The 21,531-nt window shown below is 55.5% G+C and carries 23 protein-coding genes; 6 read left to right on the forward strand and 17 right to left on the reverse strand.

Annotated elements, in window-relative coordinates:
* The first annotated feature begins 408 nt into the window (after nt 1–408).
* Nucleotides 409–696, forward strand: coding sequence for a hypothetical protein (locus HZB34_15955; protein MBI5317456.1), 288 nt, complete (start codon nt 409–411; stop codon nt 694–696).
* 375 nt (nt 697–1,071) lie between these two features.
* On the opposite strand, the gene HZB34_15960 is transcribed toward HZB34_15955, so the two are convergent.
* Complete coding sequence (locus HZB34_15960; protein ID MBI5317457.1) at nt 1,072–2,325, reverse strand: DEAD/DEAH box helicase; 1,254 nt, start codon at nt 2,323–2,325, stop codon at nt 1,072–1,074.
* Between the two features lie 566 nt (nt 2,326–2,891).
* Between HZB34_15960 and HZB34_15965 the strand changes: the two genes are divergently transcribed.
* The 3 genes from HZB34_15965 (at nt 2,892) to HZB34_15975 (ending at nt 4,143) form a co-directional block, all read left to right on the forward strand.
* The gene (locus HZB34_15965) at nt 2,892–3,155 is read left to right on the forward strand and encodes an RNA-binding protein (GenBank protein ID MBI5317458.1); all 264 of its coding nucleotides are present in this window, start codon (nt 2,892–2,894) and stop codon (nt 3,153–3,155) included.
* Between the two features lie 30 nt (nt 3,156–3,185).
* Nucleotides 3,186–3,488, forward strand: a complete 303-nt coding sequence (locus HZB34_15970) for a hypothetical protein (GenBank protein ID MBI5317459.1) — start codon at nt 3,186–3,188, stop codon at nt 3,486–3,488.
* Between the two features lie 322 nt (nt 3,489–3,810).
* Nucleotides 3,811–4,143: an RNA-binding protein gene (locus HZB34_15975; GenBank protein MBI5317460.1), complete on the forward strand. Its 333-nt coding sequence runs from the start codon at nt 3,811–3,813 to the stop codon at nt 4,141–4,143.
* 73 nt (nt 4,144–4,216) lie between these two features.
* Here the strand turns inward: HZB34_15975 and HZB34_15980 are convergent, their stop codons facing one another.
* From HZB34_15980 to lepA, 16 genes are all read right to left on the reverse strand, one after another.
* Nucleotides 4,217–5,017 (reverse strand): class I SAM-dependent methyltransferase, encoded by an 801-nt coding sequence (locus tag HZB34_15980; protein ID MBI5317461.1) that lies wholly within the window; start codon nt 5,015–5,017, stop codon nt 4,217–4,219.
* Nucleotides 5,018–5,227: 210 nt separating this feature from the next.
* Nucleotides 5,228–5,428: a hypothetical protein gene (locus HZB34_15985; GenBank protein ID MBI5317462.1), complete on the reverse strand. Its 201-nt coding sequence runs from the start codon at nt 5,426–5,428 to the stop codon at nt 5,228–5,230.
* A 63-nt stretch (nt 5,429–5,491) separates the two neighbouring features.
* The gene (locus HZB34_15990) at nt 5,492–5,710 is read right to left on the reverse strand and encodes a hypothetical protein (protein MBI5317463.1); all 219 of its coding nucleotides are present in this window, start codon (nt 5,708–5,710) and stop codon (nt 5,492–5,494) included.
* A 47-nt stretch (nt 5,711–5,757) separates the two neighbouring features.
* The gene (locus HZB34_15995; GenBank protein ID MBI5317464.1) at nt 5,758–5,952 is read right to left on the reverse strand and encodes a hypothetical protein; all 195 of its coding nucleotides are present in this window, start codon (nt 5,950–5,952) and stop codon (nt 5,758–5,760) included.
* Nucleotides 5,953–6,424: 472 nt separating this feature from the next.
* On the reverse strand, nt 6,425–6,574 hold the full coding sequence (locus HZB34_16000; protein ID MBI5317465.1) for a hypothetical protein: 150 nt from the start codon (nt 6,572–6,574) through the stop codon (nt 6,425–6,427).
* Between the two features lie 31 nt (nt 6,575–6,605).
* A complete protein-coding gene (locus HZB34_16005; GenBank protein MBI5317466.1) occupies nt 6,606–6,983 on the reverse strand; it encodes a hypothetical protein in 378 nt (125 codons plus the stop codon).
* Nucleotides 6,984–7,593: 610 nt separating this feature from the next.
* A complete protein-coding gene (locus tag HZB34_16010) occupies nt 7,594–8,196 on the reverse strand; it encodes a methyltransferase domain-containing protein (GenBank protein ID MBI5317467.1) in 603 nt (200 codons plus the stop codon).
* A gap of 348 nt (nt 8,197–8,544) precedes the next feature.
* A complete protein-coding gene (gene plsY / locus HZB34_16015; GenBank protein MBI5317468.1) occupies nt 8,545–9,150 on the reverse strand; it encodes a glycerol-3-phosphate 1-O-acyltransferase PlsY in 606 nt (201 codons plus the stop codon).
* Between the two features lie 64 nt (nt 9,151–9,214).
* Nucleotides 9,215–9,811 carry a CDP-diacylglycerol--glycerol-3-phosphate 3-phosphatidyltransferase gene (gene pgsA, locus HZB34_16020; GenBank protein MBI5317469.1) on the reverse strand — a complete coding sequence of 199 codons (597 nt, stop codon included), beginning with the start codon at nt 9,809–9,811 and terminating at the stop codon, nt 9,215–9,217.
* 298 nt (nt 9,812–10,109) lie between these two features.
* Complete coding sequence (locus tag HZB34_16025) at nt 10,110–11,114, reverse strand: KpsF/GutQ family sugar-phosphate isomerase (GenBank protein MBI5317470.1); 1,005 nt, start codon at nt 11,112–11,114, stop codon at nt 10,110–10,112.
* The gene (gene kdsA / locus HZB34_16030) at nt 11,093–11,911 is read right to left on the reverse strand and encodes a 3-deoxy-8-phosphooctulonate synthase (GenBank protein ID MBI5317471.1); all 819 of its coding nucleotides are present in this window, start codon (nt 11,909–11,911) and stop codon (nt 11,093–11,095) included. Before kdsA ends, HZB34_16025 begins: the two co-directional genes overlap by 22 nt.
* Before the next feature lie 183 nt (nt 11,912–12,094).
* Nucleotides 12,095–13,696 (reverse strand): CTP synthase, encoded by a 1,602-nt coding sequence (locus HZB34_16035; protein ID MBI5317472.1) that lies wholly within the window; start codon nt 13,694–13,696, stop codon nt 12,095–12,097.
* A gap of 46 nt (nt 13,697–13,742) precedes the next feature.
* Nucleotides 13,743–14,531, reverse strand: a complete 789-nt coding sequence (gene kdsB / locus HZB34_16040) for a 3-deoxy-manno-octulosonate cytidylyltransferase (GenBank protein ID MBI5317473.1) — start codon at nt 14,529–14,531, stop codon at nt 13,743–13,745.
* Nucleotides 14,524–15,546, reverse strand: a complete 1,023-nt coding sequence (gene rfaE1 / locus HZB34_16045) for a D-glycero-beta-D-manno-heptose-7-phosphate kinase (protein MBI5317474.1) — start codon at nt 15,544–15,546, stop codon at nt 14,524–14,526. Before rfaE1 ends, kdsB begins: the two co-directional genes overlap by 8 nt.
* A gap of 8 nt (nt 15,547–15,554) precedes the next feature.
* On the reverse strand, nt 15,555–16,226 hold the full coding sequence (gene lepB / locus HZB34_16050) for a signal peptidase I (protein ID MBI5317475.1): 672 nt from the start codon (nt 16,224–16,226) through the stop codon (nt 15,555–15,557).
* A 104-nt stretch (nt 16,227–16,330) separates the two neighbouring features.
* Nucleotides 16,331–18,130, reverse strand: a complete 1,800-nt coding sequence (gene lepA / locus HZB34_16055) for an elongation factor 4 (protein ID MBI5317476.1) — start codon at nt 18,128–18,130, stop codon at nt 16,331–16,333.
* Nucleotides 18,131–18,250: 120 nt separating this feature from the next.
* On the opposite strand from lepA, the gene bioA reads away from it, so the two are divergent.
* Nucleotides 18,251–19,639 carry an adenosylmethionine--8-amino-7-oxononanoate transaminase gene (gene bioA, locus HZB34_16060; GenBank protein ID MBI5317477.1) on the forward strand — a complete coding sequence of 463 codons (1,389 nt, stop codon included), beginning with the start codon at nt 18,251–18,253 and terminating at the stop codon, nt 19,637–19,639.
* Between the two features lie 394 nt (nt 19,640–20,033).
* Complete coding sequence (locus tag HZB34_16065; protein MBI5317478.1) at nt 20,034–21,014, forward strand: SUMF1/EgtB/PvdO family nonheme iron enzyme; 981 nt, start codon at nt 20,034–20,036, stop codon at nt 21,012–21,014.
* The last annotated feature ends 517 nt before the right edge of the window (nt 21,015–21,531 follow it).

Consider the following 21,531-nt stretch of genomic DNA (forward strand, 5'->3'; position numbering starts at 1 on the left):
CCACATTGCTACCGTACATCAGAACACTGATTTCACAAATATAATTCTTCAAATGTACCGATTGGATCCCGCCCTGCAGTCGGGGCATACCCGCGAATGATATGATCCGGCTCTGCTGTACGATTCAGTCACTCTCATTAGCTAGATACCCTATTTGACTCTCGCCAAAGCCCATGGTACCCTGCTTAACCATACGGCCTAACATTACCCCTCGCGCGCCTCTGGACCTACTCATAGTCTCAGCGCGATCGATATTGCAGTAGAAGTCGCTTAACCGTTCCATGGCTTCTTTCGCCTGTATCACGGCTTGAAGTTGGATGGAATGATGTCTGTCTTTCGATTCGATGTCTCATCTCCACTGAGCGGACTTGCACGGTTGGAGATGACAGATTCTACTAAGGAGCACATATGAAGCTATCCACTGGGTGGCGAGCCGACAAAACACGAAAGAACCGAGCACGGTCGACAAGGAAGCCAAAAATCCGGTGGGATGTTCTCGGCATTCCCGGTCCTCTGGATGCCAGCCTGCCGGCTTCAATGGAAGACATCCGCAGGCAGGTGTCGAACATGGCAAGCCGTGGGTTTGGCCAAGACACTCGTTCTCGTACGGCTGAACGAGAAGAGAAAATCACTAAAGACGCTTCGGACTCAAGCGGCAAAAGACGCCGCGGAGCGACGGAGTCATCGCGATTCTAGAGGGTACACAACCCTAGACGAGAGACAAATCGCAGCACAAAGGAGGGCATCATCGGACGAGCAGGTAAAACAACCATCGCAAAACGAGATCGCGAGAAAGCCAAGCAAATTCAGCGCCGCGAGAAAGACGCCCGCCGAGAACAGCGCAAGTCTGAAAAGCCTGCGCGTCCCTCTAGTGCCGAGGGAGAAGATCCTGATTTGGCAGGGCTCCGGTGGGGTCCCCAGGAACCTCTATACTAGCGGTCTCTAACTGCGTGCAACACCGGATTTGCAACCGGGCGGCATCATGCACTTCCTTCAGCCCCTTGGTAGCCACATTTATTACTCATACTCCTACGTGCGACCTCCGCTGGTTCTAGAGCCACCCGCGTAAATCTAGATCCTCTCAGGGCCAATAGGGTTCGGCTGATGCTGGCGTCGGTCTTCGCCTGGACGCCCCCACCGATGACGATCACGACTGGGCAGTTGAACTCTCTCTTTCGGATGCCAACGATCACTGGGATGTGGGCTTCCCTCTGCCAACGGCACAGGATACCCGAGCAATGTTTCGATCGCGCGCAGCTGATCACGTTCCTCGGGGGTCACAAAACTTGTGGCTCGCCCGGTCATTTTCATCCGGGCTGTCCTCCCGACACGATGTATATAATCCTCCGGACAATTCGGCAGATCATAATTCACCACGTGGCCGATACTTGCCACATCTATCCCACGGGCCGCGATATCCGTTGCGATGAGGATTCTGACAAGCCCTCGTTTGAATCCATTGAGGGCACGGAGGCGCTGAGGCAGACTAAGGTCCCCATGAATGACTGCAACACTGTGCCCGGCCTGTTCAAGCGCCTGACCGAGCCTATCAACCCGACTTTTCGTCCGGGCGAATACAAGGACAGTCCCGCGTTCCGCCATCAACAGCGCCCCTAACAGCTTTTCCTTTTCATGGGAAGTTGCATAACGCACCACTTGAGTGACACCTTCAGCCGTCGTCGAGGGAGACGCAATCATCACGTGAACAGCACCGTGCAGGCTCGCCTGAACCAGGCGGGTGACGTCCTCTGGAATCGTGGCGGAAAAGAGCAGTGTCTGTCTTTCAAGCGGCAACGCGTCAAGAATCTGATTGATCTGTGGAGCAAATCCCATATCGAGCATACGGTCGGCTTCATCGAGCACGAGAAATTTCATCGGAGCTAAATTGACCGTCCCGTTCCACATGTGGTCCAGCAAGCGCCCCGGCGTGGCAACTAATATATCTGGCCGCTGGCGTAATCCTCTGATCTGGGCCTGCATATCGCTCCCTCCGACAATCACTGTGGCCGAGATGCCATGGCTTCGACCGAGTTTTTCGATCGTGCCAAAAATCTGCAAGGCCAACTCCCGCGTTGGCGAGAGAACCAAGGCCTGCGGTTGACCTTTTGGCAAAAGTGCAAGGCGTTCAATCATAGGGATTACAAATGCCGCTGTCTTGCCCGTACCGGTTTGCGCGCAACCGATGACGTCTCGGCCTGCAAGGGCCGGGGGGATCGCCTGGGCCTGAATTGGAGTGGGAACGAGGAAGCCCGCTGCTGCCAAATCTCGTAAGAGCGGTTCGGACAAACCAATGGCATGAAAACTCGTTTGAACAGTCGTATCCAATGCACTATCCTTTCAGTGTGATCGCATTAAGACGGGATCAGTGAACCGAGGGGGAGAAACCAGAAAGGCGTCAACTCCAACAGGACCTGGTCGCGATGCGATCGCGAAGCCCGGTATGGTGTATACAGTCGTGCCACCGGACTACTAGTGCAACGCTGCAGGGTCACAGTACAGCATACCCTGTACTGCGTCAACTGTTTTGAGGAAAAAGTAGTTCGATGATCAATGCTAAGGGTACAGTTTACCGCTGCGTCCAGAATATCAGGAATAACTGTCATGATGACTGACGTAGTGCTATTCGAGTGAGACTCTGCTATGATGGCAAAGAAAGCTCAGTTATCACTATATCCTTCGCGCCCTCATTCCCTCCCGCTAAATCCCGCGCGACCGATGTTCTAGTTTCCGTCCTGCTCCTCGTACAGGTCTCTCCCAAGAGACCGCCAAAGCGCGTGAGTCCATCTCTGTGCCGCTTGACCTTGGGCAAATGGCACGATCGGGAGACAGTCATTGTCAGTAAAGACCTTGATCGACTCGAGTGGCCTGACACGAAACGAAGGGACTCTCTAATGGGAAAACGTGTCCTGTATGTTGGAGGACTCCCGGAGACGGTCTCGGACTGTGCGCTACGTGACATCTTCACTTCCTATGGGCTGGTCGCCAGAGCTTACGTGGTCAGATTCAAACATACGGGAAGATCAGCAGGATACGGGTTCGTCGAAATGGGGTCCGGTGAACAGGCTGTAAATGCCGTAGCCGCCCTTGCAGGAACCGAATGGGAGGGACATCCCCTCAGACTCTATGTGACCCCCTACGCAAACCAGGCCGTATAAGCCCCCGCGCATTAGGAAAAGGAGTCCGATATGAGCCGTACCAACTTGGACCCAATCATGACCTTCCCAGATGGATCACACCTCTTGATCAGCACCGCCTGCCAAAAAGAAGGAAGCTTTTCCTGTGCTCTCTACATGGCGACGATCGCAGCGGATGATCAAGGATCATTTCGAGTTTTATCGAACCACGTTACCGCAGCCACCTGTTTGATAGCACAAGAAGATGCCTATGGTTATGCCCGACGTCTCTATCCTCATTCAGCTGAGACGATGAAAAAGCCACCCTATCTGATTTGGCCAGGTCCCGGCCCGACAGGCAATGCGGATGTATAGACAGTCACCGGACGGTTTCACCCTAGACAACTGTCTCAATTCTCGCACCCTCTTCACAATCGCCCCCCCTGCCCGCCACAAAACTAGGACACGAGACCTATAGCTTTTCACTTGCGCCTCTGTTACGATATACCCGTTTGATGCGGCGGGCCTCGCATGAAACGGCAAACAAAACGGCCTATCACCGATATTGTTAGTACCGAGAATCTGATCGGAAGCTCGACCCAAGCCGCTCCATTCCCCGCGTCTTCGGCCCGTTCTTTCCCCTCGTGTGTTCGTTCTCGAGTCTAAGACAATATCATTTTCAGAAGGAGGAACCCCCATGGGTTCAAAACTATATGTCGGCGGGTTGCCCTATGCGGCAACTGAATCACAGCTCACCACTCTCTTCGCTGCGCATGGCACCGTCGAGTCTGCGCGAGTGATCACGGACAAGTTCACCGGGCAATCACGAGGCTTCGGCTTCGTCGAGATGTCCACACCGGAAGAAGCCAAGGCCGCGATTACCGCGTTGAACGGCTCACAGATGGACGGACGTCCTCTGACTGTCAACGAGGCCAAGCCACAAGAACCCCGCACTGGCGGTGGGGGCGGCGGTGGTCGTTTCGGTGGCGGCGGCGGCGGCGGAGATCGTGGCGGTCGTGGCCGCTTCTAATACGAACACCAATAAGCCATAGCTGCAGAAGGGGCGCTTCGTTTGAAGCGCCCCTTCACGTTTCACGATCCCGCTATGGTTTCCACCCCGACAATACGCACCGCTGTGCAATCAGCGGCGTGAAGCTACCCACATCTTCAGATACTCTTGTCATCACCTTATCTGCCAACCCACGATCATCGAAACATTCGTACGCATCGTCGAGAAACCCACCCCTAAGCAGTGGATGGTGTAGAAACGCTTGGCCTGGGGCAGTCACCACATTCAACGGATATTCGGTCACGACAATACGTGTAAGCCGAAGCCTATCCAGCCATCCATGAACCTCTTCTGCTGACGGCCGTTCAGCGAGATAGACTTCAAGCCGACGGTGTTCCACCAGGAGGCCATGCTCTGCCATTTCCTGATCAATTCGACGCCAGAGTGAATCAAATGTACCGAGCGAAGGAAAGGTCAACACCAGTTGACCACCGGGTTTAAGATGTTCCAGCAATCCCCGGACTGCCTCAAAACGGTGTGGCCGCAGGAACATAACGGAGAGATTGCCGGTGATACGGTCGAAACAGGGTAGGTACGGAGGCAACGCCCTCATATCCAGACACTCGAACCTCAGCCACGGGAGTTGCGTACCTTGGATCGCTCGTGCACTCTCGACTTGACGCCGGCTGAGATCGATGGCCAAGACCTTCCCGGTAGGCCCCACCTGCTCTGCCAGGTAGAAGGCCGGAATCCCATGGCCGGACGCAATGTCGAGAATGGAGGCTCCAGGATACAGATCCAAATGCTGCAACAGCGACGTAGCGAAGGGAGTGGACCAGTAATCGTCGGCCGGTAGAGGCCAATGGAGCCTCTTATCAGTCTTGTGTTCAAGCATCCGACTCCCCTTCTCAGGCTATCGATATCGCATACCTCGCTGCAGTGGCAAGGGCCGACAGTCGTATCCCAACGATTCGATGGTGACCATGGAGAGCACCATGGCCAACCAGAAAGGACCTCGTCGCATCATGCTTCTGTGGGACAGAGAGGAAAGGAAATCACTAAGAATTCGGCAGGTCAAGAATGCACACACCTCACCCAGGGCTGCTTACCGCGAAGGCTTCGGCTGGCGTGTTGGATGAAGGCCCTTGTCGCTCTTGCTCATCGGCCTGATGGACTCACCCTCAGAGAGAATGTCCTCAATCTGGGATTCGCTACACGTAAGATCGTCATCGGCTGGTTTCCGTGATAGAGCGCCGGCCACCTTGGCTGCAACATGAACCTTCTTATCTTCTACATCGTCCGGCATGATAGAAGTACTCAACCTTGGCGAGGGTGACCCATCGACAACAGCATTTACCGCTCAAACATATTATCGAGAGCGATTGATGGAATACGATCCGCCTGTCGCCTGCACGTTGATAGCGCGCTGCAAATCATCCACGTGCCCCTGCATCTCCGCCAGCGTACGATCAATCTTCTTACTGGTGCAGTGTCGCAACGAATGGATGCTCGCTCCGGTCCAGAGTCGAACCGTTTTTCTTGACGGTGCATTTAGCGTCAGCACATAGACTTGCGTGGCGTTCTTCATACGATCCCCCCTCTCATACTGGTCGCGATGCAATTTGGCTGCAGTCACTACGCCCCAGCGGCCACGGTTGCCTGGCTCTGCGCAGGCTGAGGCACTGCGACCGGCTGCGGCTGCATGGACGCCTTCAGTTCATCAATCGTCTTCTCCACATCTTTTTCCGTTGATCCAAATCGATCGCCCATCACCTTGATGGCCTGCGTGATCGCTTTCTTCATCCTCGTGGTTTGTTCCTCTGGTGTCATCGCATCTCTCCTTCATAGGTTTGGGAGCCTGTATCGAGAAGGACACTGCATGTCCGTGGACTTGTAAGTCATCAAGGGATTGACCCGCCTCACCTTGATGGCCACACCCAATGGTCTCAATACTTCAGAAACACTCTGGCATAGGAGCGGCGGAGACCGGGGAATCACACGCGCAGGAAGAAAGAAGCGCAAGAGATAGGACAGTCAGCGAGCTTCACACCTCGCCCGCTCACTCTGGGCGCAATGAGTACGGGAGTCAAGCAATCTAATGCATGCTGGAATAGTCTATGCGATAGGCATGGTAGGAGGCGGCTATCTCTAATAAACGAACACTCATCGACCGCGCGCCTGACCGCCTGGACAGGTTGATCTGGTTTGTTTTGTTCAACTATTCAAACTAGATAAACCAAAGAAACCAAATAAACCAGATGAACCAGAGCGACCAGGCAGACCAAACAACGGCCTTTCCATATCAGGGCTCTTCCTCTTCAACGTCCTCAATCGACCGTTTGAGCGCTCCGACAAAGGCCTCCGGCTGAGCCAGGCCATTTTCCGTCAGTTGGAACTCAGAAACTAATACACCGTCTTTGTCGACAATGATCAGCCGGTAGCCCTGTTTCACTGGCAAGTCTCTATATGAGATGCGGTCATATTCATTTTGAGAGTTGTTTCTTCAAACTAATGTGCAGGGTCCTCATTTCCACCCCGCCAACGAAATTATGTGCCTTGCCCACCAAAGACAGTTTTCCTCCCCCAAACGTCCAGTTTTCTTTACATCCCATCTTGCCGAATTCAACGGCATAGACAAGTGACGCGGTAATAGGCACTTTGTTTTCCTGGTCTGGAGTCGGCTTCGTTTCTTGGGTTTCGAGCGGGAACTTCTTGTTCTCGACCTGACCACCCTGTTCGCACGTATACTGGACATTGCCGTTCAGGGTGACATCTTTGACGCCACTGTTAAGATCCTCAACCGCTAGCGTCACGATATACTGCTCGCCGGCCGGCACATCAAAGGACTGGCCGTCTTTCACAATCTGTCCATTCTCCTTCGTCAACATGTTGTATGTCTGCCAGACCATGGTCGGAGGAGAAGAATCCGAACTCGGAATCGAGACCCTGGGCACCAGCTGAGGACAGCCAAGCAAAGATAGACCCGATGCAGCAACGAATCCAAGAAGTCCGAGCCGAACCAGATACTAATAAGATGTCTTACCGTGCATCGTTACACCCTCCTCAGCAAAACCTGCAGTGTTTCCACAAGCGCCAATCCTTTCGACGCAAGGTAGTCCGTCTATAGAAGGGTGTCAATGGCAGGGTAAAGATTGGAAGGATAAGAAAGGAGCGGCCAGGCGCCCTTCTTGCTCGCAGAACGCGCACGATCAGAATGTGCTCGTCCGATGCGCGCAGTAAAGGGCAGCCTTGGCCACTCCTTCCAGAGGCACAACAAATTGGAAAGTGCCAGTCTCACGCGCGTTTTTGAGGATTTACCAAACTGCCTGGTAAAAGAAGTCAAGATTGGAGGCGCGGCGCAAGGAGGGAAGTCTGACGAGAACGTGACGTGCACAGTCAAGCAATCACCCAGCGTCTATGCTCAACCACCGTAAGCTACTTTCACAGATTGTGGATGGCCGAAGCGGACGGTCAGGGTTCATCGGTTTTTACCCACTCCTGCCATCTTTCCATACCACGGAACAAAGGCAATGAGTCTTTCACCATCTCACTCCTGACAAGCCTAAAGTGTTTCTCGAATAGCGCCTCAGCCTGTGCATCCGTAAGAGGATAGGGCGGCGGTTCTGGTTCTTGCCCATACAAGAACAGACCAATCAATCTCCCTCGGGGAGATAACAAATCTGCCATCCTGTTCACATAATCGGGCCAGCGGGCCGGGGGTAATGAACAGAGGAATGTCCGTTCGTAAATGAGGTCGAAGCGGCGCTGCCCAAAGTCGTGCGTAAAGAAGTTTCCGAGAATGACCCGCTCAGCCAAACTGCCTAGCACCTTCTTGGCTTGTTCAACAGCAGCAGGCGAAAAATCGATGGCGGTGACATCGTAGCCTGCGTCGTGGAATGCTCGGACTTCATAGCTGGAGCCACAACCAGGGATAAGAACCTTGCCGGAACCAGCCGCCCCGGATAGGAACGAATTCAAGGCGGCTGGGACGCCGCCGAAATCCCACGGCGTCTTCCCAGCCTCGTAGCGACAGCTCCAAAATTCCGGGTCTGTGCTATCAGCGGATTTTTTCATACGCACGGCTTTGCCACTTAGCGCGCCAAATGAACCGCGCACCAAAGCGACATGATTGCACGAGACGATTGGCGCGTCGGGGTCGGGTAAGTGAACAGTTTGGCCTTTCTAAACAGCCTGCGAATGAATGAAACAGAGTGTGTGAGTATCCGGACATCTCGTTTCAGTCATGCTCACATAGTTTGTCAAGACCTGCTAAGGGGAGCAGCCAGACTGTCCTTCACTGCAGGTGTTTCTCCATCCCCACCCACCGCTCAAAGGACTGGCAGCTGTGTTGATTCTACTGCGGCCGTCGAACGAGCACATTCTTATCGTGCGGGTTCCGGGAGCAAAGAACCGACACAGCTGTCAGTCCTTCCGCTGCCCTATTTTACTCTCCGTCCCCTTCCAGAGACGGACGATATTATCCTTGTGCTTAAACCAGATGAGCCCGCTTACAATCAGGGAAAAGACCAAGAATTCCTGCCGCTGTTCGTTGACAATCGCCACGACCGGAAGACATGAAAAGGCTGCCAATGCACCGGCAGATGAATAGCGCCAGATCGCTACAGTCCCTAACCAGATCAACAACACGAGGAGTCCGATAGAAGGAGAGAGACCGAGCACTGCTCCCACTGCCGTCGCTACCCCCTTCCCTCCCTTGAAACCTAGAAATGGTGAGAAAAGATGCCCAAGAATTGGAGAAATCGCGACGACCATGATGAAGGATTCATCCGTAAGCCACTGCATCGCAGCCCAGCCCAACAGCCACCCCTTCCCCATATCTCCGAGAAGAGTAAGAACGCCTGCTTTCGTACCCGATACTCGGAGCACATTGGTGAAGCCGACGTTCTTGCTTCCGACCGTTCGTGGATCGGGAAGGCCTAGGGCCTTTGATACGACAACGCCGAAGGGAATGGCCCCCAGCAGATAGCCGACAACTGCAAACGCTGCCACTAACCCTGGATGATCCATGGAGATTTGTCTGAGAAACCAGACTCAATGTGCTACAGGATGTCCACACCGGCAGGATGATTAATCAGAGCCCCTTTGCGACAACCTGTTTCCAAAAACTCCAGACGTATTGGCCGCCTGAGATGTAGCCGAGTAACAGCGACAGATAGAGTGTCACGATACCGGCGAGATGCAGATTGCCAAAGTCTGACATAAACGTATCTTCGAGAATCAACAGTACGATCGCCACCACTTGGAGCGCCATCTTATATTTCCCTGTCGTCTCAGCTGCGATCACCATCCCTTCACCAGCCGCGATGGCGCGAATGCCTGTGACCGCAACTTCGCGTGCGATGATCAGTATCGCGACCAGCGCGCTCACGCGATCCAGATTGACCAGGAGAATCAACGCGGAGAGGACCAGCAATTTGTCAGCGATGGGGTCTAGTAACTTCCCGAGTGTGGTCACTTGGCCATTCCGGCGAGCCAGATAGCCATCCAGCAAATCTGTCACCGCTGCGATCACAAAGACGGCAGCCGCGCTGAGGGATCGATCCTCAGTTGGGGTGACAAACAGCACCACGAAAACAGGAATCAAGAGGATACGAGTGAGCGTGATAAAATTCGGCAGGTTGAGAGATTCCTGCCCGACTGATTTCCACGCTGCCCGTACGAAATTCATCGGTTACTCATTCCATTAGCCAGTCAGCAAGAAGAGTTCCATATTAGCACGATGGAACAGCATTCCATGACAGAATGCTCAAAATGTTCGCCCAGCAAGGCCGCAGCGATCTATCACTGACCAATGGGTGGATGGGATGCTCTCAACCGTGCGCGACTTCCCAATCCCCCATTTCACTTTCAGGGGTAGCCTGGTCGATCCTCGATTGCGCGCGTCGAACGAGCACATTCTGATCGTGCGCGTTCCGCGAGCAGGAGGACAACCAGACTACCCCGCTCATTTTTCAGCATTCTGTAAATTAGACGATTCCATGTCTCAGCAGATCATGCAGGTGCACGACCCCGACAATTCCCTTGGCACTGTCCGCGACAACGAGCGTCGTGATGGCATAACGCTCCATCATTTCGACCGCCTTGGCTGCCAGCTCATCCGGCCCGATCATCTTGGGGTGGCAAGAGGCCAAGGCCCCGGCAGTGATCTTCGAGAAATCGCCACCTTCCTGGAGAAATCGTCGGAGGTCGCCGTCGGTAATGATCCCGAGAAGCGCCCCGGCCCGATCAACGACCGTCGTCATGCCGAGTTTCTTCGCCGACATTTCGAGAATGGCCTCCGAGGCGAGGACTGTCTCCCGTACTTGCGGCATTTCCTGCCCCTTATGCATGAGGTCCCGCACCTTCACCAGCAGTCGACGTCCAAGCGTTCCGCCCGGATGAAACTTTGCAAAATCCTGCTCCTTGAACCCACGCTTCTCGAGCAATGCAACGGCCAGGGCGTCCCCCATCGCAAGCGCCACAGTCGTACTCGCCGTCGGGGCAAGTCCCATGGGGCAGGCTTCTTCAGCGACGGATACATCCAACACAACGGCGCTATTCTTTGCTAATGTCGATCCCTTACGGCCGACGATCGCCACAACTGGAATGCCCATGCGCTCCATGTACGGCAGGAGCTGCAGGATTTCCTGAGTCTCCCCGCTATTTGAAATCGCAATGGTGACATCCCGGCGCGCCAACATGCCGAGGTCGCCGTGTAGTCCTTCGGCCGGATGGAGAAAAAACGACGGCGTCCCTGTACTCGCCATGGTGGCTGCGATCTTCTGCCCTATCAGTCCTGACTTGCCCATGCCCGAAACAACCACTTTACCCTTGCAGCGATAGAGTAGGTCTACGGCTTCCGAAAACCCGCCATCGAGACGTTGAAGCAGCGCCTGGACGGCACGAGCCTCGATGTCCAGCACACGACGGCCTACGTCGAGACTGCTTTTGCTCTTCGGTTTGGCTACTTTCAAGGTTGAGATGCGTCCCATATCCTAATAACCCGTTCTAATAAAGATCGTAATTGATGGAGCGGCACCATATTGGGTCCATCCGATAGGGCTTTGTCTGGATCCGGATGGACTTCCATGAAAAAGCCGTCGACGCCGGCGCCGGCTGCCGCACAGGCCAATGGTTCGACGAATTCACGCTGGCCGCTGGACTTGGTTCCCCCGCCACCGGGTAACTGCACACTATGCGTGGCATCAAAAACCACCGGGTAGCCAAAGCTCCGAAGGACTGGGAATGATCTCATATCCACGACGAGATTATTGTAGCCGAACGACGACCCTCGCTCGGTCAGGATGATGCCCTTGTTTCCAGCCTCCTCTACTTTTTTCACCGCGTTACCCATTTCTTGTGGAGAGAGAAACTGGCCCTTCTTCACATTCACCACTTTACCGGTCTTCGCCGCTGCGATAAGCAAATCGGTCTGCCGACAGAGGAACGCGGGAATCTGGAGCACGTCCACAATCCTCCCCGCCTCGGTTGCCTGTTCTTCCGTATGGACATCCGTCAAGACGGGAAGGCCCAACTGATCTTTGACCTTCTTCAGTACCGCCAGCCCATTTTCGAGTCCCGGCCCACGATACGACGTGATGGAGGTCCGGTTCGCTTTATCGAAGGACGATTTGAATATATAGGGCATGCCCAGCGACTTGGCAACCTCAGCGATGCGAGCCGCCGTTTCCATCACGAGCTGCTCACTCTCGATGACACAGGGCCCGGCAATCAGAAATGGCCTGCTGCCTGCACCGATGCTGAAGGAACCGATGTGAACTTTGTGCATCATCTTCTCATGTATCCGTTCTACGGTACACTCAAACCGATTTTTTACTTTCCCTTGAGGCGCTCAAACAGGCTATCCAACGAGGCCGCAGGCGAAGACAAGACCGGAGGCGTAGCCTCTGGGCTACGTTGAGGATCTTGTCGAGCCGAGAACGAAGTTGGGAGCCTGTTTCAGCGCCTCAACTTAGTGGCCGCACTTGCGACGTAACGCCGCCCCCACAAACCCACTAAAAAGCGGATGCGGGTGGTGTGGCCGCGAATTGTATTCCGGATGGAACTGCGTCGCCAGAAACCAGGGGTGATCTTTCAATTCGATGATCTCGACGAGTCGGCCGTCCGGCGACAGTCCACTTAATACGAACCCCTTGGCCAGTAACCGCTCTCGGTACTGGTTGTTGAATTCGTACCGATGCCGATGGCGCTCACGTACTTCGCTGACCCCGTACATTTTTTGGGCCAGCGTTCCCTCTCCGAGCATGCAGACATAGGATCCCAGCCGCATCGTCCCCCCTTTGTCGCTGACGGACTGCTGATCCGACATCAAATGAATGACGGGATAGGGAGAGGCCTCGTCGAATTCGGCGCTGTTTGCACCGGCCATGCCTGCGACATTCCGCGCAAACTCGATCGTAGCGCACTGCATGCCCAGACACAGGCCAAGAAACGGAATCTGGTGTTCCCTTGCGTATCGAATCGCCGCGATCTTCCCTTCGATTCCGCGTGTGCCGAACCCGCCTGGAACCAGTATGCCATCGACCTCGCGCAGAATCCGCTCGGTCCCTTGTCGTTCAATCTCCTCCGATTCGATCCACTGGATGTTCACCCGCGTTTCATGGTCGATACCGCCATGGACCAGCGATTCCGAGAGGCTCTTGTAACATTCCTTCAACCCCGCATACTTGCCGACCAGCGCGACTGAGATTTCGTGCTTGGGATACTTGATCTTCTGCACCATCGCATCCCATTCACGCAGATTCGGCGGACCGGTTTTCAGCTGGAGCAGCCGCACGATCAAATCGTCCAGCCCTTCCTTCCTGAATACAATCGGCACTTCATAGATCGTATCCACGTCCTTGGCCGTGATGACCGCATCCTTTTCGACGTTACAGAACATCGCGATCTTGCCCTTGAGTTCCGGCGGCAGATATCGATCGGTGCGGCAGAGAAGAATATGCGGTTGAATACCGATCTCCCGGAGCTTGTTGACAGAGTGCTGCGTCGGTTTCGTCTTCAGTTCGCCGGCAGTACCGATGTAGGGAACCAGCGTGAGGTGGACATAGAGCACGTTCTCGCGGCCGACATCGTATGGCATCTGCCGTATCGCCTCGAGGAAGGGCAAGCTTTCGATGTCGCCGACCGTGCCGCCGATCTCCACGATTGTGACGTCCATCCCCTGGGATATGCGCATGATGCACTGTTTAATTTCGTCGGTGACATGGGGCACCACCTGCACCGTCCCGCCAAGGTAGTCGCCACGCCGTTCTTTCGTGATGACCGAATTGTAGATCCTGCCGGTTGTATAGTTATTTTCTTTGCTGAGCGTGAGGGAGGTATACCGTTCATAATGGCCCAGATCCAGATCTGTTTCCGCACCGTCGTTAGTCACGTAGACTTCCCCGTGCTGGTAGGGGTTCATCGTGCCGGGATCGACGTTGATGTATGGATCGAGTTTCAGAAAGGTGATCTTGAGCCCGCGGCTCTCCAGTAAATTGCCGATCGACGCCGACGCCAGCCCCTTCCCCAAGGATGAAACGACGCCACCAGTAACGAATATGAACTTGCTCATCGTGGTCTCCGTCCGTTGCGATCGGATAATTCTAACCCGCATCCCGTCATGATCGGATCGATGTGTGAACCTGCCTGCTCAGCTCAAGCTGTCGCAATGTCTCGCTCACCGATACGGCATCCGCTGGCGTATCGACCCGCAGCGATTCATGCTTGGTTTCCCAGACTCGAATGGGGATGCGGTACTCCAGCGCGCGCAACTGTTCCAATTTCTCGGCATCCTCCAGCACGCCCGTCGGCAGGGCCGCTAAATTCAACAGCATCTCACGGGTATAGATGTAGACCCCCAAGTGGATATAGTGCAATCCCTCCATGGCTCGCCTGCTAGGATCGTCCCGGACCAGTGGAATCGGTGCGCGCGAAAAGTACAGCGCCTGGCCTTGCTGATTGGTCACCACCTTGACGACGGCCGGATTCAGCAGATCGTCGCTGGACGTAATGGCGCGTTTGAGTGTCCCCATCTGGGCATCGGACTCGACAAACGGTTCAATGAGATCGGCCAACAGATCCGGATTGACCGGAATCTCGTCCCCTTGCAGATCGACAAAGAACCCGCCTGTGCGCGTGCGCGCAACGCCGGCCACACGATCGGTCCCGGTTCGAAACTCACCGGCCATCACAATCGCCTGTCCACCGAACTGCTCGACTGCCTGTTTGATCCGCTCGTCGTCGGTGGCGACCAAGACCTCTGTCACCACACGGCATGCCGCTGCTTGCTCATAGACATGCTGAATCATGGGCTTCCGGCCGAGCATGGCAAGAGGTTTTCCTGGAAAGCGCGACGACCCGTACCGGGCCGGAATCACCACGATGACGGATGGCGTCGCATTAGTCATTACCGAGCACCTCCGAGAGCTGCTGCGCCGAGACGGTTGCGGTACCGACCATACCGACGACAATACCGGCCGCATGATTGGCCAACGTCGCCGCATCTCTCATTGAGGCGCCGGTCGACAATGCGAGGGCCAATGTTCCGATCACCGTATCGCCGGCGCCGGTGACATCGAAGACTTGGCGAGCCCGTGTGGGAATGTGCCAGGAGATACCCTCTCCCTCGTACAAACTCATTCCCTTTTCCCCACGGGTAATGAGCACGGCTTGACAGCCTAATCGCTGCCGTATGATTGCCCCCGCTTCGTTACTGGTCTGATCGTCATCACCATGCACTCCGGCAGCCTGTGTCGCTTCAAGATGGTTCGGTGTGATGACCGTCGCCCCCTTGTAGTAGCTGAAGTGTTCGACTTTCGGATCGACAACTAGGGGTATTCCGCGAATGGCTGTGAGCCGCGTGAGTTCCGACATCAGCGTAGCACTCACCACCCCCTTGGCATAATCCGACACCACGAGACAGGATAATTCTCGTAGTCGCGATTCAACATAGCGAAGAATCCGCCGCTGCATTGCCGGCTTGAGTTCTGCTCGGCGCTCGACGTCATACCGTACAATCTGCTGATTATGTGCGATGACGCGGGACTTTCTAATGGTCGGGCGGTCCTGATCGATTACGACCCCTCCCCGCGCGGCACGTGTCGACCCCAACTCCTTAAGGAGCATCCGGCCGCTTTCATCCGAGCCGATGACCCCGCAGAGATCCGCCTTGCCGCCCAGGGCCAGGATGTTGTTGAAGACGTTCGCGGCGCCACCGAGTTTCAACGACTCGGAATCGACATGCACGACCGGCACAGGGGCTTCCGGCGAGATGCGGCTGACGCGGCCCCAGATATAATGGTCGAGAATCAGATCGCCGATGACGAGCACCGAGGCTTGCGGAAACCTCGCGATGTACTGCCGCAGCACCGTCGGGGACGCCGCAGTCCCGGCCTGAGCCGCGGAACCAGACGCCTGGCGCATCGTCTTCGTTATTGAATGGCCTTGCCGAATCGTTCCCATCTGACCCACTCCGTCATTTGCCCCTGACCATTCCACGACCAGTAAATACGGAATGCCTTCCCACGAATTTTCTCCTCGCGCACAAATCCCCAGAACCGGCTGTCCAAACTTTGGTCGCGATTGTCACCCATCACGAAATAGGCGCCGTCAGGCACGGTGACCGGCCCGAAATTGTCGCGCGGATTGATCGTGCCGTCGATGATTCCCGGATCGATCCGTTGGGTGAAGGATTTATCCTCGAGCACGACCCCGTTCACCAACACGGCTTTGTTGCGAAGTTGGACTGTATCACCCGGAGTCCCAACGATCCGTTTGATGAAGTCCTTTTCCTCGTCTTCTGGAAACCGGAACACGATGATATCTCCCCGCTGGGGCTTGCCGAATTCGATAAGGGCCTGCGAAGCATAGCAATTGACGGGAGGAAAACTCGCTGAAAATTTGCACTGGCTGGGCCATTGAATACCATACGCGAGCTTGCTGACCAGGATATGATCCCCGATCAACAACGTGGGAATCATTGAGCCGGAAGGAATCTTAAAGGCTTGGACAACAAACACCCGGATCGCAAAAGCCAGAAGCATCGCAACGACAATGGCCTCCGCATACTCGCGAACGAGCGACTTTCTGCCTGACGGTGCCACAACCGATGGTTCGGCGAACACCGCCGGCGCACCCGCGGCATCCGATTGGCTCTGCGGGGCCGATGGCCTGATATCGTCCGACGGGGGCAGCTTCGGCTCTCCGCTCACTCTTCACCCACTTTCAAGATGGCAAGAAAGGCTTCCTGCGGCACTTCCACGCTCCCTACGGATTTCATGCGCTTCTTTCCTTCTTTCTGTTTTTCAAGGAGCTTGCGCTTCCGCGTGATATCGCCGCCGTAACACTTTGCAAGGACGTTCTTCTTCATGGCCCCAATCGTCTCACGCGCAATGATCTTGCTCCCGATTGCCGCTTGAATGGCGATCTCATACATCTGCCGGGGAATGAGCTCTTTCATCTTCTCGGCGAGCTGACGCCCCCGCTGAATAGAACGATCCTTGTGCGTGATAAACGACAGGGCATCGACCGCCTCGCCGTTCAAGAGAATATCAAGCCTCACGAGATCGGACTCACGGTAGCCGAGCAGCTCGTAATCGAGCGACGCATAGCCCTGGGTGCGCGACTTGAGCTTATCGTAAAAATCGAGAATCACTTCGTTGAGCGGCAGTTCATAACTGATCACCACCCGCGTCGGATCGAGAAAGTGCATGCCTTGCTGGATACCGCGGCGTTCCTGGCAGAGCTGTAAGATAGCTCCCATATACCGTTCAGGAGTAATGATCGACGCCAGAATGAACGGCTCCTCAAATGAGTCGATACTGCTGGGAGGCGGGAGCTGCGTCGGGTTATTGACCTCTAACACCTCTCCTTTGGTCGTCAGCACCCGATAGACAACGGTCGGCGCGGTTGTGAGAAGCGTCAGGTTATATTCACGCTCGAGCCGCTCCTGAATGATTTCCATGTGCAGCAGACCCAAAAAGCCGCATCGGAAGCCGAACCCGAGCGCGAGGGACGTCTCCGGTTCGTAGACGAAGGAGGAGTCGTTCAGTCTCAACTTGATCAGCGCATCGCGCAGATCTTCGTACCGGCCTGTGTCGGTGGGATAGAGACCGCAAAACACCAGAGGCTTCACTTCCTTATAGCCGGGGAACGGCGCGCTCGTCGGCGAGACCGCATCCGTGAGCGTATCGCCGATCTTCACATCCGCGACTTCTCGCATATTCGCGCACAGATACCCGACCTCGCCGGTCAACAGCTCACTCTTTTTCACCCGTTTCGGGGTAAATTGGCCGACTTCCATCACTTCGAACGTTCGGTCGTTCGACATAACTTTGATCTTCATCCCCGGCCGTAATGATCCGTCTACGACTCTCGTCAACACGATCACTCCTTGATAATTGTCAAACCAGGAATCGAAAATGAGCGACTTGAGCGGCGCGTCTGGATTGCCTGACGGGGGAGGAATCCGCGCAATGATCGCCTCCAACACCTCCGGCACGCCCTTTCCCTCTTTCGCGCTGATGGGCAGGGCATCGCTGGCATCAAGCTGCAAGATTTCCGAGATCGACTGCTTCGTACCTTCCAGGTCGGCGCTCGCAAGATCGATCTTATTGATCACGGGGATAATCGTCAGGTTATTGGCCATCGCCAGGTTCACGTTGGCGATGGTCTGAGCCTGGACCCCCTGCGTTGCATCGACAAGTAAGAGCGCCCCCTCACAAGCCGCCAAACTGCGCGACACTTCATAGGTAAAGTCGACGTGACCCGGCGTATCGATCAAATGCAAGGCATAGGTCTTCCCATCCTTGGCCTTATACCGGACCGCCACCGCGTGGGCCTTGATCGTGATTCCGCGTTCACGCTCCAAGTCCATGGCGTCGAGAATCTGGTCTTTCGATTCTCGGGCCGTGACTGCGCCAGTGGCTTCCAGAAACCGGTCAGCGAGGGTTGATTTGCCGTGATCGATATGGGCGATAATCGAGAAATTGCGTATCAGGCTTTGCAAATCCTAACTCATTTCCCAATAAAATCGATTCATTATAGTGACCGGCCCCAAGGTTGTCAAAGCAAACGCCCCCTCGTATACTCCGCATCGCGCCTCGTCGACAGCCTCGGATAAGAGCCTATGGCACCACAACCTTCCGCACAACAGCTGATCGATTGGGATCACCGATACCTCTGGCATCCCTTCACCCAAATGCAGGAGTGGGAACAGGAGAAGCCGCTCATTATCGAAAAGGGAAAAGGGTCGTACCTGATTGACAAGGCAGGGAAGAAGTATCTCGACGGCACTTCCTCCATCTGGGTCAATCTCCATGGCCACCAGCATCCGACCCTCGACCGGGCGATCAAGAAGCAACTGGATAAGATCGCCCATTCATCGCTCTTCGGACTCTCCAATCCACCGGCGATTGAACTCGCGCGAGCCTTGATCAAGATCGTACCCAAAGGGCTTGCGAGGGTATTTTATTCCGACGATGGATCGACGGCGGTCGAAATCGCGCTCAAAATGGCGGTCCAGTACTGGCAACTCCGACGGCCTGAAGCCGGCCCCAAGAATACGTTTCTCCACCTCACGCTCGCCTACCATGGCGATACGATCGGGGCCGTGAGCGTGGGCAATATCGACCTCTTCCATGGCCGATTCAAGTTGCTGCTCTTCCCCACAGCCGAAGCAGACCCACCCTATTGCTATCGTTGTCCTCTCAATCTAACCTACCCTTCCTGCCAGATGGCCTGCCTGGACCCGATTGAGCAGATCCTCAAAGACCGTCACCGTGAACTGGCCGGTTTCATCATCGAGCCGCTCGTGCAAGCAGCAGCAGGCATGCTGACTTCCCCTCCTGGCTATCTGAAGCGTGTTCGGGATCTCTGTACCAAATATGATGTCCTCCTCATTGCCGATGAAGTGGCTACAGGATTCGGCCGTACCGGCAAGATGTTCGCCTGCCAGCATGAAGGGGTCACACCAGACTTGATGGCCATCAGCAAAGGGTTGACCGGCGGCTACATGCCGTTGGCCGCAACGCTCACCACAGACGAAATCTACCAGGCCTTTCTCGGCAAGTATGAAGATTTCAAAACGTTCTTCCACGGCCACAGTTACACAGGCAATCCACTCGGCTGCGCCGTGGCGCTGGCCAACATCGACATCTTCCAGAAAGAAAAGACGCTCGCTCGACTGCAACCCAAGATTAAGAAGATGAGGCAATTGTTATTGCCGCTCAAACAACAGCCCCATGTCGGTGAGATCCGGCAGCAGGGATTCATCGTGGCCATTGAGTTGGTGGAAGACAAACAGACGAAGAAGCCCTATCCGCTCGAAACGCGGGTCGGGCATCGAGTATCGATGGAGGCGTGCAGCCGAGGGCTCTTACTCCGCCCGATCGGCAACGTGATGATTCTCATGCCACCACTCAGCACTTCCATTCAAGAACTCAGACGCATGGTTGAAATTCTGAAGGAAGCCATTGAGGCCATTACCTTTGGCACCAAGGCCAACACCAGCTCATGATTCAAGAGGAGGGAGCGGCCAGGTGCCCTCTTTGCCCGCAGAACGCGCACGATCAGAATGTGCTCGTTCGATGCGCGCAGTCGAGGGCAACCTTGGCCACCCCCTCCAAGACAGGGAAAGAGGGATAGGGGGAAAAGAATGGGGCCTGGCGATTCCCTGTGCTCGCGCAACGCGCGGTCGCAGGCTCCCCCCTCGCTCGGGCTAATGGCACGTCTCGGCGTGCCAGCGGGTGGGCGGGTGAGAAGGTTACGCGCAGTGGAAGATCAATCAGCCCCCATCCCCGAAGAGAGAACGAGTAAGCTTGGACGCAACATCACATACCAGGAGGGATCGACCGGATCACGAGAAAAAAGTAGAATGACTCTGTTTCTTGGGTTCACCATACGGAGGGGTTATGAAAGTAGTGTCTAGTTCACTGTTACTTGCTGTGCTGAGTGTCACCGCGATCGACGTCCAGGCGGCCTGGTCTGCGCTGCGCATGGCCTGCGACGGAGACGACGTAGGAGCGGAAGTGTCCATCAATGGGGTGTTCAAGGGCGAATGCCCGCTCGACCTACAAGTGAGCGCTGGCACGGTGCAGCTCACGGTGCTGAAGACCCTCAACACCTCGCACGTACGGACCTTTGAGCAAGACATCCGCATGGGTGACGGGGTCGTCACAAAAGTCGCGGTCATCGAGCAGGGGCAACTCACCGCCAAAGGCAAGGGCATCGAAGCTGAACGGCAGCGTCAGGCGCAGGAGCCTGGTCATGACGCCACCCTGAGGGCGCTGGTGCCGGAGGGGGAGTTCCTGTATGGAAACGACAAGCAACGGCTGTCTCTGTCAGCCTTCTATATGGATAAGTTTGAAGTGAGTACCGCGCAATATGCCAAGTTCATGGCGGCGACGGGCGCGAAGGAGCCGAAGTACTGGCCGACGTCGGGGTTGGTCAGCCATGACCAGAAGCCGGTGGTGGGCGTGTCCTGGTCCGAGGCAGATGCCTATTGCCGTCACTATCACAAACGGTTGCCGACGGAACAGGAGTGGGAGAAAGCGATGCGGGGAACGGATGGACGGAACTATCCTTGGGGCAACGAGGAACCGACAGGCCGCCATGTCAATTCTAACAAGAACAGCAATGACTATAATGACTACGGGCCCCTGATCAGGGCTTGGTTTCTGGAGGGGGGCAAGAGCCCCTACGGGATCCTTGATCGAGCTGGGAATGTGTGGGAATGGACCAGTTCAGACTACGACAGGGGCCAGAAGGTGCTCCGCGGCGGGGCGTGGTTCTATCAGGCGTTCTACTGGGGGTCCACGGACCGGCTCGGGGGGACCCCTGACTCCAGGGACAGGGATTTTGGGTTCCGTTGTGCCCAGGATGTTCGGAAGTAACCCTGTGCCGATCTGTGGACCCCCGGTAAATCGGTGGACACGAGAATGGGGACATTCTGAATTGTATGAGCCCTCGAGCCCTTATCCAGACAAACAATTCAGAATGTTCCCCTTCCGTCGTCCACAGAACTCAGACCTATGGTCGAAATTCTAAGGGAAGCCATTGAGGCCATTACCCTACTCCCTGATTCCAGCCCGGGGTCATGAAACAGGAGGAGGGAGTGGCCAGGTGCCTTCCTTGCTCGCAGAACGCGCACGATCAGAATGTGCTCGTTCGATGCGCGCAGTAGAAGGCAACCTGGCTACTCCCTCCAAGACTGGGGAACAACAAGGAACCATTGTTTTGATTTGACGGCAGTGAATACTGGTGAGTAATGGTTCCTTGTATCTCTGGGCATACGGCATAATACTGTCGCGCATGAAGCATTGGGGCCTGATAGACCGTCGGTTCCATGGTCGCCCCGAGACCGGGTGTCAGCGTGGGTCGTCAGGCCCTCTCACCTGTAAAGCCCGAACA

Source organism: Nitrospirota bacterium, assembly GCA_016219645.1.
Taxonomy (GTDB): Bacteria; Nitrospirota; Nitrospiria; order Nitrospirales; family Nitrospiraceae; genus Palsa-1315.

Bases quoted from the DNA above. Each gene is read 5' to 3' on its own strand.
- HZB34_15955 (MBI5317456.1), top strand. From the start codon at position 409: ATGAAGCTATCCACTGGGTGGCGAGCCGACAAAACACGAAAGAACCGA.
- HZB34_15965 (MBI5317458.1), top strand. From the start codon at position 2,892: ATGGGAAAACGTGTCCTGTATGTTGGAGGACTCCCGGAGACGGTCTCG.
- HZB34_15970 (MBI5317459.1), top strand. From the start codon at position 3,186: ATGAGCCGTACCAACTTGGACCCAATCATGACCTTCCCAGATGGATCA.
- HZB34_15975 (MBI5317460.1), top strand. From the start codon at position 3,811: ATGGGTTCAAAACTATATGTCGGCGGGTTGCCCTATGCGGCAACTGAA.
- HZB34_15980 (MBI5317461.1), bottom strand. From the start codon at position 5,017: ATGCTTGAACACAAGACTGATAAGAGGCTCCATTGGCCTCTACCGGCC.
- HZB34_15985 (MBI5317462.1), bottom strand. From the start codon at position 5,428: ATGCCGGACGATGTAGAAGATAAGAAGGTTCATGTTGCAGCCAAGGTG.
- HZB34_15990 (MBI5317463.1), bottom strand. From the start codon at position 5,710: ATGAAGAACGCCACGCAAGTCTATGTGCTGACGCTAAATGCACCGTCA.
- HZB34_15995 (MBI5317464.1), bottom strand. From the start codon at position 5,952: ATGACACCAGAGGAACAAACCACGAGGATGAAGAAAGCGATCACGCAG.
- HZB34_16010 (MBI5317467.1), bottom strand. From the start codon at position 8,196: ATGAAAAAATCCGCTGATAGCACAGACCCGGAATTTTGGAGCTGTCGC.
- plsY (MBI5317468.1), bottom strand. From the start codon at position 9,150: ATGGATCATCCAGGGTTAGTGGCAGCGTTTGCAGTTGTCGGCTATCTG.
- pgsA (MBI5317469.1), bottom strand. From the start codon at position 9,811: ATGAATTTCGTACGGGCAGCGTGGAAATCAGTCGGGCAGGAATCTCTC.
- HZB34_16025 (MBI5317470.1), bottom strand. From the start codon at position 11,114: ATGGGACGCATCTCAACCTTGAAAGTAGCCAAACCGAAGAGCAAAAGC.
- kdsA (MBI5317471.1), bottom strand. From the start codon at position 11,911: ATGCACAAAGTTCACATCGGTTCCTTCAGCATCGGTGCAGGCAGCAGG.
- HZB34_16035 (MBI5317472.1), bottom strand. From the start codon at position 13,696: ATGAGCAAGTTCATATTCGTTACTGGTGGCGTCGTTTCATCCTTGGGG.
- kdsB (MBI5317473.1), bottom strand. From the start codon at position 14,531: ATGACTAATGCGACGCCATCCGTCATCGTGGTGATTCCGGCCCGGTAC.
- rfaE1 (MBI5317474.1), bottom strand. From the start codon at position 15,546: ATGCGCCAGGCGTCTGGTTCCGCGGCTCAGGCCGGGACTGCGGCGTCC.
- bioA (MBI5317477.1), top strand. From the start codon at position 18,251: ATGGCACCACAACCTTCCGCACAACAGCTGATCGATTGGGATCACCGA.
- HZB34_16065 (MBI5317478.1), top strand. From the start codon at position 20,034: ATGAAAGTAGTGTCTAGTTCACTGTTACTTGCTGTGCTGAGTGTCACC.